13 protein-coding genes are annotated in these 14,664 nt (G+C 34.7%); 11 read left to right on the forward strand and 2 right to left on the reverse strand.

Annotated features, from left to right (window positions below; translation table 11 throughout):
* The first annotated feature begins 3 nt into the window (after positions 1-3).
* The 8 genes from ALW18_17345 to ALW18_17380 all read left to right on the forward strand — a co-directional run bounded on the left by ALW18_17345 (position 4) and on the right by ALW18_17380 (position 8,230).
* On the forward strand, positions 4-969 hold the full coding sequence (locus ALW18_17345; GenBank protein ID AOE54117.1) for a hypothetical protein: 966 nt from the start codon (positions 4-6) through the stop codon (positions 967-969).
* A gap of 17 nt (positions 970-986) precedes the next feature.
* Complete coding sequence (locus ALW18_17350) at positions 987-1,967, forward strand: hypothetical protein (GenBank protein ID AOE54118.1); 981 nt, start codon at positions 987-989, stop codon at positions 1,965-1,967.
* Between the two features lie 161 nt (positions 1,968-2,128).
* Complete coding sequence (locus tag ALW18_17355; GenBank protein ID AOE54469.1) at positions 2,129-2,881, forward strand: hypothetical protein; 753 nt, start codon at positions 2,129-2,131, stop codon at positions 2,879-2,881.
* Positions 2,878-4,038, forward strand: coding sequence for a hypothetical protein (locus ALW18_17360; protein ID AOE54119.1), 1,161 nt, complete (start codon positions 2,878-2,880; stop codon positions 4,036-4,038). The genes ALW18_17355 and ALW18_17360 overlap by 4 nt, the downstream gene beginning before the upstream one ends.
* On the forward strand, positions 4,028-5,164 hold the full coding sequence (locus ALW18_17365) for a hypothetical protein (protein AOE54120.1): 1,137 nt from the start codon (positions 4,028-4,030) through the stop codon (positions 5,162-5,164). Before ALW18_17360 ends, ALW18_17365 begins: the two co-directional genes overlap by 11 nt.
* 86 nt (positions 5,165-5,250) lie before the next feature.
* Positions 5,251-6,237: a hypothetical protein gene (locus ALW18_17370; GenBank protein ID AOE54121.1), complete on the forward strand. Its 987-nt coding sequence runs from the start codon at positions 5,251-5,253 to the stop codon at positions 6,235-6,237.
* 2 nt (positions 6,238-6,239) lie between these two features.
* Positions 6,240-7,100, forward strand: a complete 861-nt coding sequence (locus ALW18_17375) for a glycosyltransferase (protein AOE54122.1) — start codon at positions 6,240-6,242, stop codon at positions 7,098-7,100.
* Complete coding sequence (locus tag ALW18_17380; GenBank protein ID AOE54123.1) at positions 7,097-8,230, forward strand: capsular biosynthesis protein; 1,134 nt, start codon at positions 7,097-7,099, stop codon at positions 8,228-8,230. The genes ALW18_17375 and ALW18_17380 overlap by 4 nt, the downstream gene beginning before the upstream one ends.
* A 96-nt stretch (positions 8,231-8,326) precedes the next feature.
* Here ALW18_17380 and ALW18_17385 read toward each other — a convergent pair whose 3' ends face one another.
* Together ALW18_17385 and ALW18_17390 are read right to left on the reverse strand one after the other, a co-directional pair.
* Positions 8,327-9,097 carry a sterol desaturase gene (locus tag ALW18_17385; protein AOE54124.1) on the reverse strand — a complete coding sequence of 257 codons (771 nt, stop codon included), beginning with the start codon at positions 9,095-9,097 and terminating at the stop codon, positions 8,327-8,329.
* A gap of 62 nt (positions 9,098-9,159) precedes the next feature.
* Complete coding sequence (locus tag ALW18_17390) at positions 9,160-9,747, reverse strand: hypothetical protein (protein AOE54125.1); 588 nt, start codon at positions 9,745-9,747, stop codon at positions 9,160-9,162.
* A gap of 261 nt (positions 9,748-10,008) precedes the next feature.
* Here ALW18_17390 and ALW18_17395 point away from each other — a divergent pair, with 261 nt between their 5' ends.
* The 3 genes from ALW18_17395 to ALW18_17405 all read left to right on the forward strand — a co-directional run bounded on the left by ALW18_17395 (position 10,009) and on the right by ALW18_17405 (position 14,656).
* Positions 10,009-11,502, forward strand: a complete 1,494-nt coding sequence (locus ALW18_17395) for a hypothetical protein (GenBank protein AOE54126.1) — start codon at positions 10,009-10,011, stop codon at positions 11,500-11,502.
* Between the two features lie 183 nt (positions 11,503-11,685).
* A complete protein-coding gene (locus ALW18_17400; GenBank protein AOE54127.1) occupies positions 11,686-14,325 on the forward strand; it encodes a hypothetical protein in 2,640 nt (879 codons plus the stop codon).
* Positions 14,326-14,389: 64 nt separating this feature from the next.
* Positions 14,390-14,656: a hypothetical protein gene (locus tag ALW18_17405; GenBank protein AOE54128.1), complete on the forward strand. Its 267-nt coding sequence runs from the start codon at positions 14,390-14,392 to the stop codon at positions 14,654-14,656.
* Positions 14,657-14,664 lie beyond the last annotated feature (8 nt).

Genomic DNA, 14,664 nt, shown 5'->3' on the forward strand with positions numbered 1-14,664 from the left:
AGCATGGAAGTATCTGTAGTTTATTGTTTCGATAATAATTTCACAAGACCCGCCTATATTACGATCGCGTCTTTAAAGCATCATATAAGGCGTCCGGCAACTTACAGTATATATTGCATTATTGCTGAGGATGTAACAGATCAAAGTAAAAACATGATTCATTCATTGAATGACGAAAGTTTTCAGATCATCTTTATTGCTGCCAACTCAGATTTCGACAATGCTTATTCATATAGGGGAGTTACGGTAGCTTCATATTATAGATTAACGCTTGCTGACCTTCTTCCCGAAACTGTTGAAAAAGTACTTTATATAGACGTAGATACACTTGTAAATGACGATATAAGCCAACTTTATATGACTGATTTACAAGATAACATTCTTGGAGGGATCAGGAATCTATATATTTTTCAGGTTCATGAAAAACTCTTATCACAATTAGATTATTGGGAAAAATCATTTGGCGATTTTAAGTCGGACTACATTAATGCGGGCGTTTTACTGATGAATCTCAAAGAAATCAGAAAACACGGATTAGCGAAAAAGTGGTTGGAGTATAGAAATGAAAAATGGGAGTTCTTTGATCAGGATATCCTGAATATATCCTGTAAAGGAAAAATAAAATATCTGGCACCAAAATACAATGCAACATATGCTGTGCGGGCTAGCGGAGCAGAAAGCTATGGTTTATTCTCTAAAGCTGAATTATCAGAAACTCCGGTAATATTTCATTTTACCGCAGCTAAACCATGGAATGCTAAATATATGAGCCAGGCCAAAGTCTGGTGGGATTTTGTAAAGAATAATACTACCATGTATGACTATTTTCTTACTGAATATAAGAAAAAATATACGTTGAAAAGGAAAGTAAACAGGTATTTGAGAAGAATAAAATCCGGACTGCGTAACAGACTAAGATACCAAATTTTCGTTAAGCCGAGAACATGGCTTAGTACCAATACATTATAGTTAATACAGGATAGTACATGATTACAGTAGCCTTGGCAGTTTTTAATACTGAATATTATCTCAGCGAATGCCTGGAGAGCATTTTAAATCAGACGTATACCGACCTGGATGTATTGTGTATTGATGACTGCTCAACGGATAATAGCCTTTCTATCCTGAAAAAATATAGAGAGCAGGATAACAGGATAAGGATAATTGAAAGAAAAGCTAATGAAGGTTTGGCTGTTGTACGTAATCATTCAATTAAAGAAGCAAGAGGCGAATACCTTGTCTTACTCGACAGCGATGATGTGTATGATGTAACAATGTTGAAGAAGGCTTGGTACATAGCACAGAGGGAAAATTCCGATATGGTTATGTGGGACTATATTCCTTTTACAACCGAAGATGAATTAGCGAAGAAGAAAAATAAACTTTCTGACCTAAAATTTTTAGATGCCAGTAATAAAATAGCGCTGCTTCAAAGACCTGCTTTTACAGGTGTGAAACTTATTAAGACAAGTATTGCCAAAAATTTAAATATACACTTTCCTCTCGGTTACACACGACAGGACATCCCCGTACACTGGCATTTAATTATCGCTGCAAAAAAGATATCTGTTTTGCCTGAACGACTAACCTATTACAGGCAGCAGCCAAATGCTGCGACAGCCCAAAAAAATGAGAAACTATTGCATTTGGCTTTTATAATGGACATAACTAAGCAGGTACTTACAGAGAATAACTATTGGGAAATTTATATGAAAGAATATTTCAGGCAACAGCTAAATCTGTTGTTTGGAATGTTGGATAATATAAAGCCTGATTTAAAGGATAGGGCATTAGAGTTAATAAAGGAAAGGGTCACACCTGAACATCATAGGTATATAAATAAGGGATTACCTGTAAGGATACAGGCAAAATGGTTTTATCAGGGTTTGGAGGGGAATAAGACAGCAAAGCTAAAATATACTTGCTGGATTGTTTTGCGAAAATTATACCGTACTATAAAAAGATAATTATGAGAGAGTTCCTGGTGAATTTGAAAAATAGAAATCCTTTCTTACTCTATTTGTGGACAAAGAAAAGGCAGTCTGTGGGTGAAAGTGATATAGAGAATTTCAGCGATAAAGAGGCTATAATAAATCTGTATAAGAAATTTTCGGGTCAAGTTCCAGATCTGGAAAATCCGAAGACATTTAGTGAAAAATTGCAATGGTTAAAGCTGAATCTTAGGGATGACAGAATGATCACTTGTGCAGATAAATATGAGGTGAGAGACTATCTGAAGAATAAGGGATATTCAGCAATGCTTTCAAAAATACTAGATGTATGCGATTCAGTCACCGAAATTAAAATTAATAACCTTCCTGAAAAGTTTGTCATAAAAGCGACTCATGGCAGTGGATGGAATTTAATTGTTGAGAATAAACACAACATTAACTGGTGGATATGGAAAAAGATAATGAACATCTGGCTGCATGATAACATATTCTGGCCGGGTAGGGAGTGGCCATACAAGAATATGAAACCGAGATTGATAATTGAAGAATATCTTGAGGATAAATGCGGTCAGCTAATAGACTTTAAATTCTTTTGTTTTAATGGGAATGCCCATTTTATACAGGCCAATAAAGGGCGTAACACCGCTAACCACGCACAGAATTTTTACGATCTCAATTGGAATATTCTTCCTTTTGGTAAAGACCTAAAACCAAGGCCTGACATCACGATAGAGGCCCCCGCTAATTTAAGTGAGATGGCTGCAATTGCACAAGATTTAGCTAAACCATTTCCATTTGTGAGGGTAGATTTTTATGAAGTAAATAACAAAATCATATTTGGAGAGATGACCTTTTACCCCAAAAGTGGCTTACCGGATTTTACTCCGGGGGAATATGATAAAATTTTGGGAGACCTATTAAAGATATGATTAAAGTACTACACATAACAGGCGGTATGAATAGAGGTGGAGCCGAAGTAATGGTTATGGATCTGCTAAAAAACAGATCTGAAAATCTTCATTTCGACTTTTTAATTCATTATAAAAACAGTATTACAAAAGGAGATTTTGATGATGAAATCAAAAGTCAAGGTTCCAGTTTATATTATACTCGTACACTATGGGATAGCGGGATTTACAACTACATAAAAGGGTTAAAAAAAATATTTAAAACTATACGTCCTGATATTGTTCACATACATATGAATAGTAAATCGGGTGTTATTGCTTTAGCTGCTAAGTTAGCAGGGATAAGCTCAATCATTACACATTCTCATGCAGATATAAAATTTAGAGGAAGTAGTGTATACAGGTTTTTAGCTAATAAAGAATTGTGGTTTCAAAAAATTCTCATTAATAAATATTCAACACATTTCTGGGGCTGCTCGTTGGAAGCGTGTAAATCTTTATTCCAAAAGTCAAAAAGCAATCATTTTCAAATTATTAATAATGCTGTAGATACAGAGGCCTATCATGCAATCTCGGCAGATGATGTTGCTGCATTCAAAAAAAATAATTTGATTCCCGATGACGCTATCCTGTTAGGCAACATTGGTCGTATAGTCCGACACAAGAATATTTCATTTGCTATAGAGGTGCTAAATGCATTGGTAAAAAATAACAGTAATTATTTTTTAGTATACGCAGGTAGAGAGGACGAGCCTCAATATCACAAAGAAATTGAAGATAAGGTAAGGCAATATAAACTGGATAAACATGTAGCTTATTTAGGATTACGGGATGATGTTCCGTTGTTGATGAATGCTATTGATGTATTTGTGGGGCCTTCGTTGCAGGAAGGTTTTGGTTTAGTAGCCGTTGAAGCTCAGGCCGCGGCAACACCTTGTATTCTTTATAAAGGATTTCCTAAAAGTGTGGATATGCAATTGCAGCTTGTAACATTTGTTGATGACTTTAAAATTCAAAATTGGGTAAATGCTATCCTCAACGTAAAAAGCAAGAAGATACCGGATAAAAAAACTATAAAACATACAATTCGGTCTTTAGGATTTGACAGCAGGATGAATGCAAAAGAAGTTTGTGATTTTTATATAACAATGAATAAATCTACATCATATGAAAAGTAAGGTAACTATAACTTTATGTGGTGATTTGTGTCCGACTAAGGACACATTGCCGAATTTCCTAAAGGAAGATTTTCCATCGTTATTTAACGACGTACAGGGAGTATTTGATAACTCAGATTTTTTATTTGGAAATTTAGAATGTGTATTAACCGATAGTCCAACTCCAATACGTAAAAGCGGCCCGGTATTACATGCGCCGACTTCAACTGTTAAAGCTTTAAAAAAGGCAGGATTTAATCTTTTAAGCCTGTCAAATAATCATATTAGAGATTGCGGTGAAAGTGGCGTTAAATCTACAATTGCTGCCTGCTTAGATAATGGCATAGCTACATTTGGTGCCGGAAAAAATATTTATGATTCGAAGAAGCCATACATTAAAGAGGTAAACGGATATAAGATAGGCTTCATCGCTTTTTCCGAGCAGGAATTTAATACTGCTACAGAGACCTCTTATGGAGCAGGGTTTTTTGATCCGCTCGATGATCTTGATCTTATTGAGGACACAAAAAATAATGTTGATTATTTGATTGTTATTTATCACGGAGGCGCGGAATATTACGAATATCCTAGCCCGCTACTTCAAAAAAAGTGCAGAAAATTTGTTGATAAAGGAGCAGACCTGGTACTATGCCAACATAGCCACTGTATTGGAACTTTTGAGGATTATGCCGGAAAAAGAATTCTTTATGGGCAGGGAAACACAGTTTTCGGACACAGAGAAGGGAACGATCAGTGGAACAGGGGATTGTTAGTGCAAATATTATTTGACGGCACTTTCACACCTACAATAAATTTTGTACCGATAACAGCCAATGATAAAGGTGGTATAACACTACTAACTAAAAAAGATACAGCATTACTACTAAGCCAACTAAGTGAAAGGTCGGAAAAGATAAAGGATAAAGCTTTTATTTATTCTGAATGGGAAAAATTTATTGCCTTCAAAAGTAAATTATATGTCCCATACTTACTCGGTTTCAATAGGTTGTTTATACATCTCAATCGAATTACAAATAACAGGTTTACAAATCTTTTTTATAAGAGATCCAGGTTATTAACGACTCATAATATCATCAGGTGCGAGTCTCACAACGAAGTAATACAATCAATCTTAAAAAAATGGTAGCGCATTTTTTAATATTAATCATTAGTTGTTTCTGCATTTATTACGCTGATAGATATAAGGACAGTTTTTTAGGTACTATTAACCTAATGATTGTTTGTGGAGTACTTATAATATTCGGTGGTTTAAGGGATAAAAGTGTTGGTACAGACTCCGGTAATTATGTGAGAATTTACAAATCATATAAAAATCTAGAATTTTTTAAGTTTCCCAAAACAACAATTGAAAGAGGATTTGTAATACTTCAAAAAATCGGGCATTTAATATCCGATAAATATGTAACGATATTCATGTTGGTTGCCATCGTAAACGTAGCAATCTATATGCTTATCATCAGAAAATTTTCATATCACTACCTCATATCAGTTATTGTTTTTATCACGCTGGGCACATATTCAACTTATTTTAATGCTGCAAGGCAAAGTCTGGCCATCTCCATCTTCGCACTGAGTTTATATTATGTATACCATAAAAAAATTCTGCCATTTTTGATTTTAGTATGCATTGGTTTTTTCTTTCACCAGTCTATCATCATCCTACTGCCTTTCTATTTCCTCATCAATATTAAATACGATTTAAAAAAATTTATTGCCATACTAATAGGATCGTCAGTATTATTTGTGCTGGCAGGTAAATACTTGTTAGCAATAGATAACAGCGATTTTAACCGTTATACAGTATATGTAAACAGGGGCGCAACGGGTGGTTATTTATTGTGCCTTTTTTATACTGTTATATCAGCTTTCTTCATTTATATAAGAGAAGATATGGTTAAGAATAAATTCCCGGCCTTAAAGGAATTTGAATTTTATCTGAAGTTATGTCTGTTCTCAACTATCATCTACATCATCGTAGTAATTACAGGCAGTGATGTAAACTTTATTAGGATGACAGTGTATTTCGCTCCAGGTTACATTTTAATCTGGCCGCTAATATATCTGTACCTAAAAACTAACAAGATTAATACAGGGTTATTTGTATCTGTTTTTATAGTCATGCATACGCTGTTTTTTTATGTAATGCTCGATAAAATGGCAAATCTGGTTCCTTATAAGTTAAACACTGAAATATTTTAATTATGGGGATTACAGTAGCAATACCATTTTACAATGTTGAGCAATACCTTTTTGATGCTATACGGTCTGTATTTGCCCAGACATACCTCGAATGGGAACTTATTTTGATAGATGACGGATCTACAGACAGATCATTAGAGATTGCGAATTCTATTAACGATCCCAGAGTTCGTGTTATTTCAGATGGGAAAAATAAAAAATTGGCAAGCCGTTTAAACGAGGTTACGAAGCTTGCTAAATATGAATATATCGCACGTATGGATGCGGATGATTTGATGGTTCCGGAAAGGTTACAAATTCAATACGACATTTTAGTCAACAATCCACAGTACGATTTAGTGACATCTGGTATTTATTCAGTTTTAAATGATCTGACCATTGTAGGGAAAAGGGGTAGTGCTTATTTGGGAGCAACTTTCGAAGAAATTATCAGTAGGAAAAAAGGAATTACACATGCTGCCATATTAGCAAGGAAAAGCTGGTACGAACGAAATAAATATGATGAAAAACTTACCATAGCGCAGGATTTGGAATTGTGGGTACGCACAAGTCAAAAAAAAGATTTGAAAGTAATTTCCTTGTCCAGCCCTCTATACATATATAGAGAGGAAAATAATATTTTACCTAATAAGCTGCTTAGGGCATATAGTGTAGAAAAGCAATTAGTAAGAAAATATAAAGGAAGGATAAACAAATATTATATGATTTTATTATTAAAATCATGGGTAGTGAGGTTCTTAAAAATAGTGAAAGTAGACAGAGACTTCCAACGTAGGCGGAATTTTGTTTTAGGTAGTGAGGAAGTATGTATTTACAAAAACGCGATCGATAAAATCAACGAAACTAAAGTGCCACTATTATGAAAAAAAAATTAGTTCTACTTACAACAGTTTCTATGTCGCTGGAATTCTTTAGAGAGCAAATTTCAGAGTTAAGCAAGATATACGATGTAACACTAGTAAGTTCACCGTCTGAAGAACTCATAGAGATAGCTTCACGGGAAGGAGTGGCATACAAAGCAATAAAAATGAAAAGAGAAATTTCTTTTTTTCATGATTTAAGATCTTTTATAAAGTTACTATATTACTTCATTACGAGAAAAATTTTTATAATTCATTGTAATACTCCAAAAGCCTCTTTACTAGGGCTGGTAGCAGGAAAAATAGTGGGAATTCCCAATAGAATTTATTATGTACATGGCCTTCGGTTTGAGGGCGCTTTTGGAATAAAAAGGAAAATATTAATAGGTTTGGAAATTTTGGGATGCTATTGTGCTACAGAAATTATAGCTGTAAGCTATGGAATTAAAGAAAAAGTTGAAAGGAATTTAACCAACAAGAAAGTAATAGTAATAGATAATGGTAGCGCCAATGGAGTGGCAGTCGATGAATTTATAAATTGTTCTTACGATAGTTATCAGATTAAAGAAGGGCTGGGCATTGAACATGACGATTTTTTATATGGCTATGTTGGGCGTATTGTAAGTGATAAGGGTATTAATGAATTGATATATGCATTTAATGAAATTAACAATACAGAAACAAATACAAAGTTACTTTTGGTAGGTTCGTATGAAGATAAATTAGATCCTCTTTTACCCAAAACAAAAAAAATAATTAGCGAAAATACAGCGATTATAGAAACAGGTTTTCAGAAAGATGTCAAAAAATACCTTTCAATTATGGACGTATTTGTGTCGCCGTCTTACAGGGAAGGTTTTGGATTATCATTACTTGAAGCAAATTTAATGGGTAAGCCGGTTATCGCTACCCAAATCACCGGTTATGATGAGATAATAAGAGAGAATATTAATGGTTTTCTTGTTCCCGCAAAAGATTCAACGGCCTTATTAAATCGTATGAAATTTGTATTAAACAATAAAAATTTTATCAGGGATATGAAACAGAGTTGTATACAGGAGGTATCAGAAAAATATAGTCACAAAAAAGTTATGCAGAGTGCTTTAGGATATTATTCTAAGTTTCTCAGATAACAAATTTGGTAGATAATTCTGCTTTTTAGGCATATTGGGTATCCCTTCGTTTTAAATTTTTCGGTTGCAATAAATTTATAGACCATACAAATTTCGTTAATCCTTGCTAAACCTTTTGCTTTGAATTAAATCATACTGATTTTCATAATCCGGTATTTCTGTCTTCATTACTTTATCCCAAAATCTAAAGTAGAGGCCATAATTTCCTGTAAACCGGCTATGATGCATATTGTGGTGGACAGATGTATTGAGTACATTAAAGAGTTTAGTTTTTCGAAATGATTTTGGCGCTATCTCGTATCCTAAATGACCATATACATTTATCATCAAGCCAACCACGGTAAACAGTGATATAGATATTACATGCAACGGAAGTATAAAAACCAACACAAGTAAGATAAGGCCTTCAGGGATTGCCTCAAGTATATGGAATGAGTAAGAACTCCAGGGAGAGGGATTTGTAGATTTATGATGTGTTACATGCGTGTGTTTGTAAATTTTTTTATGATGGAGTAGCCTGTGCATCCAGTAAAAGTATGTATCATGAATAACAAGGCTTAACGCTACACTTATAACAATCCACCATATGGGATATTCACTAATGTCATCGTAAACTAGAGTATACTGTTTTAGCGGCGTATATAATATTAAAATGGTAATTATTGAAAATATAAGTGCGCTTTGACTAGAGTGAAGTATTTCCCTGATGATAACTTTCTTTTTAATCATTCTGCTTTGTATCTTTGAATTTACTAATGCTTTTGATAAAACATAGTATATAAATACAAAAGCTAAACCTGCTATTGCGAAATATCTAATTAACGTTAGCCCAACTATATACAGTAGGTTTTCGATAATATTGTCCATAATTTTAATTTTTAGGCTAAATTATTGAACCTGTAATGTTTAAAAGATAACAAAAGATAATTTCACCGCTGAGTGCTTATTCGCTTCCTTATACGACTAAGAGATACAGGAGTAATGCCGAGCATCGAGGCAATATATTTATCGGGTACGCGGTTTACAATATCAAATTTTTCAGCAATTAATTTTTTATAGCGCTCTTCAGGATTTAACAGCACAAAGTCTTCAATCATTTGCAATGACGACCCTAGCATAGATAGAATGATCTGGTAGCGCAAGCTTTCATATTTTGGATTTTCAGACATTATCTTTTCAACCAAAGCATAGTCAATTTCCAAAATTTGGGTCTGTTCCAGTGCCTGATATATGAAATTTGATGGTTTGTCAAAAATTATGGAATCATGCGATCCTATAAATTGGTCTTCCCACCGAAGTAACAATGTGGCCTCCTCACCATTTTTTTTTATAGCATATACTCGCATCAAACCTTTTTTGATATAAGCAAGTTTTTTGTTTATTTGATTTCTTTGAATATATCCTTCTCCGGCTTTTAGATTTTTTTCCGATGCTTTAGAAAATAAATCACTCACATCTTCAAAAGGTACATCATTTAATAAATTGGTAAAGAATAAGAGTTTTTCGTTACTTATCATAATTGACTAATTGTATAGAAATTTAGGTAAAAAATACGGTTATGAAATTAACAAAAGATAATAATAGGGTCTACTTTATACCAGCAAATTTGTTACAATGCAATAATTACTCGTTTTTTTATAAAAAATGGATCATTGTTTCTATGTTTGTAACAGTTAACCTAATAATAACATAAGATGCGGTTGAAAAATTTTATCTGTCCGGGATTCTTTTTCTATTTTTTTCTTTTTAGTGTTTACACTTTAAGCGCTCAGAAAAAGATGGACGATTCTGAAAAGCTTATTAGGGCTGGTGTAGTACAGTATAACAAAGGGAACTATATTAAAACAATCGAATTCCTTACAAAAGCAGTTGTGCTTATTGATAAGAATGATCCTAAAAAGCTTTTTACTGTAAAGAATACCATTGGCATTTGCTATGGTTATCTATCAAATTATGGCGAAGCATTGAGTACATATAGCGAAGCCATGAAAATTGCAGAGGACAATAATCTTATTGAAGACCAGATCAATGTCATGTGTAATATAGGTATACTTTATTCCTTAGAATACGATTTTAAAAGTGCCATCGATATATATGAAAAAGCTATAACTACCGCAAATAAAATTGATTCCAATTATTCGAAAACACTACTTGCTGTAAATATTTCTGACGTATATAATCAGTTGGGCGATTATAAAAAAGCCCAGTTTTATTTAAATTCAGTAAAGAAATTAAAAAAGACGAAACAATTTGATCAGCTTTGGAATATAAATTATGCGGAAAGCCTTTTAATTCAAGGCAAGGTTGCCGAATCGTATCGTATTATGAAACAACTTGAATTAACCAACCCGGTTGATCTTTCCTGTAGTATTTGTGTAATAGAACTCCTTTCAAAAATATACGACGCTAAAAATGATATCAATATGGCCATTGCCTACGCGAATAAGGGAATAGCTAAAGCAACAGATAAAAGCGACAAGCTTAATCTTTATAATCATCTTTCGCTACTATATGCTAAAAAGAAAGAATTTGATAAAGCATTGAAATACAAAGATTCTGTCATTATGACGAAAGATTTGGTGTCGGTTTCCATTAACAGAGGACTTTTTGAAAGTAATAAAGTAAAGCTTAAAGTACAGGAATACCAGGACGAGATTAAGGTGAAAACGGAAAAGCAGCAAAAACTACTATATCTATTTATTAGCTCTTTATTTATAGTAGCAATCGTCTGTTTTTTAATTTATCGGGGGTTAAATCATAAGATTGCAAGACAGGAACAGGAAAAAGTTATTGCGGGAAAACAACAGCAAATTATTACATTAGAGCTGGAAGGTTTAAAAAATAACGTTGCCGAAAAAAACAGGAAGTTAAGCGCAAAAGCGTTATACCTTTCCGGGCGTAATGAATTAATCGAGGAGGTAATGAATTCGCTTTCCGACATTCCGGAAGTTATAAAGAATAAACAAGTATTGGATTATGTAAAAACTCTTAAAAGCTATTTGAAGTCTGACGAGGAATGGGATGACTTTATAACGTATTTTGAGCAGGTCAATCCTGAATTTATAAAAACCCTTACCAGTAACTTTCCGGATCTGAATTCTGCAGACATTCGCTTTTTATGTTACATATATATGAACCTTGACGTTAAAGAAATCGGTAACATCTACAATATTACCTATAACGCTGCCGTAAAAAGGCTCCGACGTATAAAGGAAAAGATGAAATTTGATAAGGAAATGTCCTTTCATGAGTACCTGGTTACACTTCGTTGATTTTCAGGAATATGTGTTTTCATTGATATATGACGGCTATTTATTTCCCACTGTTTGGCTAGTTATTTCCATTCTTTTTTATTGTAAATGGACAACTAAAAGCAATATTTGTTGTGAAATCTTAAAACGATTGGGTTAAAGATTTGACCGACAACTTTTGCTAACCATTAACTAACTAAACAGATGAAAAAAAAATTACTTCACAGTATTACAGTAGTACTGTTATTAATTGGCTGCACTTGTAGTGCTCAATGGCAAAATGGACTGTGGACAGAAAAACAGGCTTACAATTGGTACTTTTGTATGAATGCAGGCCTAAATTTTAGCGAGGTACCGCCGCTGCCACTGGCCGATGGAAATGTAGATGCCCTTGTTGGCTATGAAACTGATCCAAATGGAGTTATCAACCCCGATAGTGGCTATACAACATACGGTGGTTCTTCAGTTATGTCAGATGCCCAGGGAAACTTGCTGTTTTATACTAATGGTAATACGGTTTGGAATAAAAATCATCAGGTCATGGTTAATGGTACTGATTTAATTTGTGGCCCATGGGGTAAGCAAAATAATATAATTGTACCAGCTCCGGGACATCCTGACAGGTATTTTATTTTCTCAATTAAAGAGCCTGGCTACTATACACTTCCTTATCCTTTTCCTATACCGAATCCTCTTTATAGCTGGAGAGTTGTATATTCTGAAGTTGATATGTCCCTGGATAACGGCATGGGAGGAGTTACAGTTAATAAAAACGTAATATTGGGGGGTATTGACGAACCAAATTTTTTAGCGGGAAGTTATTACGCCAGAATTTCAGCTACCTATCATTCTGATGAACATCAGATATGGGTTATGACGCATGGAATTGGTAATAACGAGTTTAGGGCTTTTCTCGTTTCTGATACGGGAGTAAATATGACTCCTGTTATAAGTTCAGTTGGAGTGTCGTATGATGGATACCCGGATACAATGGCACAAATGAAATTTTCTCCCGATGGAACCAAGGTTGTAAAATCATTAATGTTGTATGATGAAGGAAAAAATGTTGAAGTTTTTAATTTTAATAAAAGTACTGGCGAGGTTACAGGCCTTTTAGTAACGATAGGGCAGCAGGAATTTATAAACGAGGGGGAACTTGCCGGTGCCCAAGGGCTTGAATTTTCTCCCAACAGCAAACTACTTTATACTACGGGTATAACATCAGGCATCCTTAAGCAGTTTAATCTTGATGCTGGAGATGAAGCCGCTATCAGGGCTTCAGGCATTCCATTGTCCGGTTCAGAAGACCCTCTGCAATTTAATCATTATATGCAGGTCGGTCCGGATGGAAAGATCTACATTGCATATTCAGAAGAGGCATATGGGGGGTTTGGTTCACCAATGGCATTAAGTACTATAAATGTTGTCAACTTTCCTAATAACATAGGTATAAGCAGTGGTTTTACCCCAAATGCAATTGATTTGGGTAGTGGCAAAAGCGCTCATAGTTTTCCTAGTTTTATTCAGGACTATTTTGCATCCGGTATATTGTATGAAGGGGATTGCGAAGGAACAGCTACTACATTCAGCACAATTCGTATACCTGGCATAACCAGTATAACATGGAATTTTGGGGATCCTGATAGTGGGGGAGATAATACATCGCTTGACCCGGAACCTTCGCATACTTTTAGCGGTGCGGGTACTTACACGGTAACAGCTGTAATTACAAGTAACAATGCACAGCAAACCGCCACAAAAACAGTTAAAATATTGCCGGCTCCCATTGCTACGATGCCTCTTTTAACCGATCTTAGTCAATGTGCTGATGCTTCAGGTAAAGGTACTTTTAATTTATCTGACCTGGATGAATCCATTCTCGGTGGACAAAGTGCGCCCGAATATACCGTTACTTACTATGCTTCAATAGAAGATATGGAATCAGGCACTGTTGTTAGTATACCTGGTGAATTTGTAACTTCAGGGCAGTCGATCTTTGCTATGGTAACAAATACCCTTACAGGATGCAATTCGGTAATAGAACTTATCCTTGTCGTAAATCCAGTTCCTGTAGCAGGTAACCCGTCTACTATTCAGGAGTGTGGAAATGCTTCCTCTGCCGCTATTTTTGATCTTACACAGCAAATTCCATCTATACTTGGACACTTAAATCCGGGAGAATATAGTGTAACTTTTTATACAGATCAGGATGTTACAAATGAAGTTCAGCAGCCAGCAACATTTATTTCCCAAGGGCAAACAATCTATTCCAGGCTAACCAATTTGGCCACAGGGTGTTCAGTGTTGGTACAGTTCGATATTTTGGTATTGCCGCAACCGTCACTTCCGGAAACTTCGACTTTTGAAGGATGCTCACCTTTCGACCTTGTTATCATTGCAGGTGAACCGGAATCTGGTACAGTTTTTAGCTTTTACACTACTGAAGAAGATGCTTTAGGTAATGTAAATTCTATTGTAAACACAAACAATTATGTACTTAAAGACAATATGGGTACTTTATACGTAAGAGCTCAGGATGCTAGCGGTTGTGTTCAGGTGGGAAAATTACTTATAGAATCGGGAGATTGCTCTATACCACGTGGTATTTCTCCTAACGGCGATGGAATGAACGATACTTTTGACCTTTCCGGTTTTGATGTAAAGTTATTAATGATATATAATCGCTATGGACAGGAGGTATATAGTAGAGAAAACTACATGAATGAATGGCTCGGACAGTCCTCTAATGGGAATGAATTACCGTCTGCCACCTACTTTTATATTATTGAATATAGAAATGGAAATAGCAAAACGGGCTGGGTTTATGTGAACCGACAAGAGTAGATTACTAAAAAAACAGTTACATGACAGGCTATTACGATAGCCTGTCATATCTAATCAAAGAATTATGGATGAGGTTATCTTCTACCCAATGTCGCAAAGGCCTGTACCTGATGAAAGCGATGCCACTTTTAGCACAACTGTTATAGTGTACAATGAAAAATATACTGCAGTAGGATTAGGCTATTTTGACTTTGAAATAGGCGAATGGCTTCATTTTAGCCATAATAGTTTTTTGTTAAAATGCTGGTGCTATATACCTGTTCCAAAGATTATTGGTGACAGTAGCTGGGATACGGTAATGCCGAAGGGTTATATCAAATCTCTTTTCTAATAAAAATA

Origin of the sequence: Flavobacterium psychrophilum (assembly GCA_001708385.1) — a bacterium.
In the GTDB taxonomy this organism is placed as follows: Bacteria; Bacteroidota; Bacteroidia; order Flavobacteriales; family Flavobacteriaceae; genus Flavobacterium; species Flavobacterium psychrophilum_A.

Coding starts and splice junctions, on each gene's coding strand:
- ALW18_17345 (AOE54117.1), top strand. CDS start 4: ATGGAAGTATCTGTAGTTTATTGTTTCGATAATAATTTCACAAGACCC.
- ALW18_17350 (AOE54118.1), top strand. CDS start 987: ATGATTACAGTAGCCTTGGCAGTTTTTAATACTGAATATTATCTCAGC.
- ALW18_17360 (AOE54119.1), top strand. CDS start 2,878: ATGATTAAAGTACTACACATAACAGGCGGTATGAATAGAGGTGGAGCC.
- ALW18_17365 (AOE54120.1), top strand. CDS start 4,028: ATGAAAAGTAAGGTAACTATAACTTTATGTGGTGATTTGTGTCCGACT.
- ALW18_17370 (AOE54121.1), top strand. CDS start 5,251: ATGATTGTTTGTGGAGTACTTATAATATTCGGTGGTTTAAGGGATAAA.
- ALW18_17375 (AOE54122.1), top strand. CDS start 6,240: ATGGGGATTACAGTAGCAATACCATTTTACAATGTTGAGCAATACCTT.
- ALW18_17380 (AOE54123.1), top strand. CDS start 7,097: ATGAAAAAAAAATTAGTTCTACTTACAACAGTTTCTATGTCGCTGGAA.
- ALW18_17385 (AOE54124.1), bottom strand. CDS start 9,097: ATGGACAATATTATCGAAAACCTACTGTATATAGTTGGGCTAACGTTA.
- ALW18_17390 (AOE54125.1), bottom strand. CDS start 9,747: ATGATAAGTAACGAAAAACTCTTATTCTTTACCAATTTATTAAATGAT.
- ALW18_17395 (AOE54126.1), top strand. CDS start 10,009: ATGGACGATTCTGAAAAGCTTATTAGGGCTGGTGTAGTACAGTATAAC.
- ALW18_17400 (AOE54127.1), top strand. CDS start 11,686: ATGAAAAAAAAATTACTTCACAGTATTACAGTAGTACTGTTATTAATT.
- ALW18_17405 (AOE54128.1), top strand. CDS start 14,390: ATGGATGAGGTTATCTTCTACCCAATGTCGCAAAGGCCTGTACCTGAT.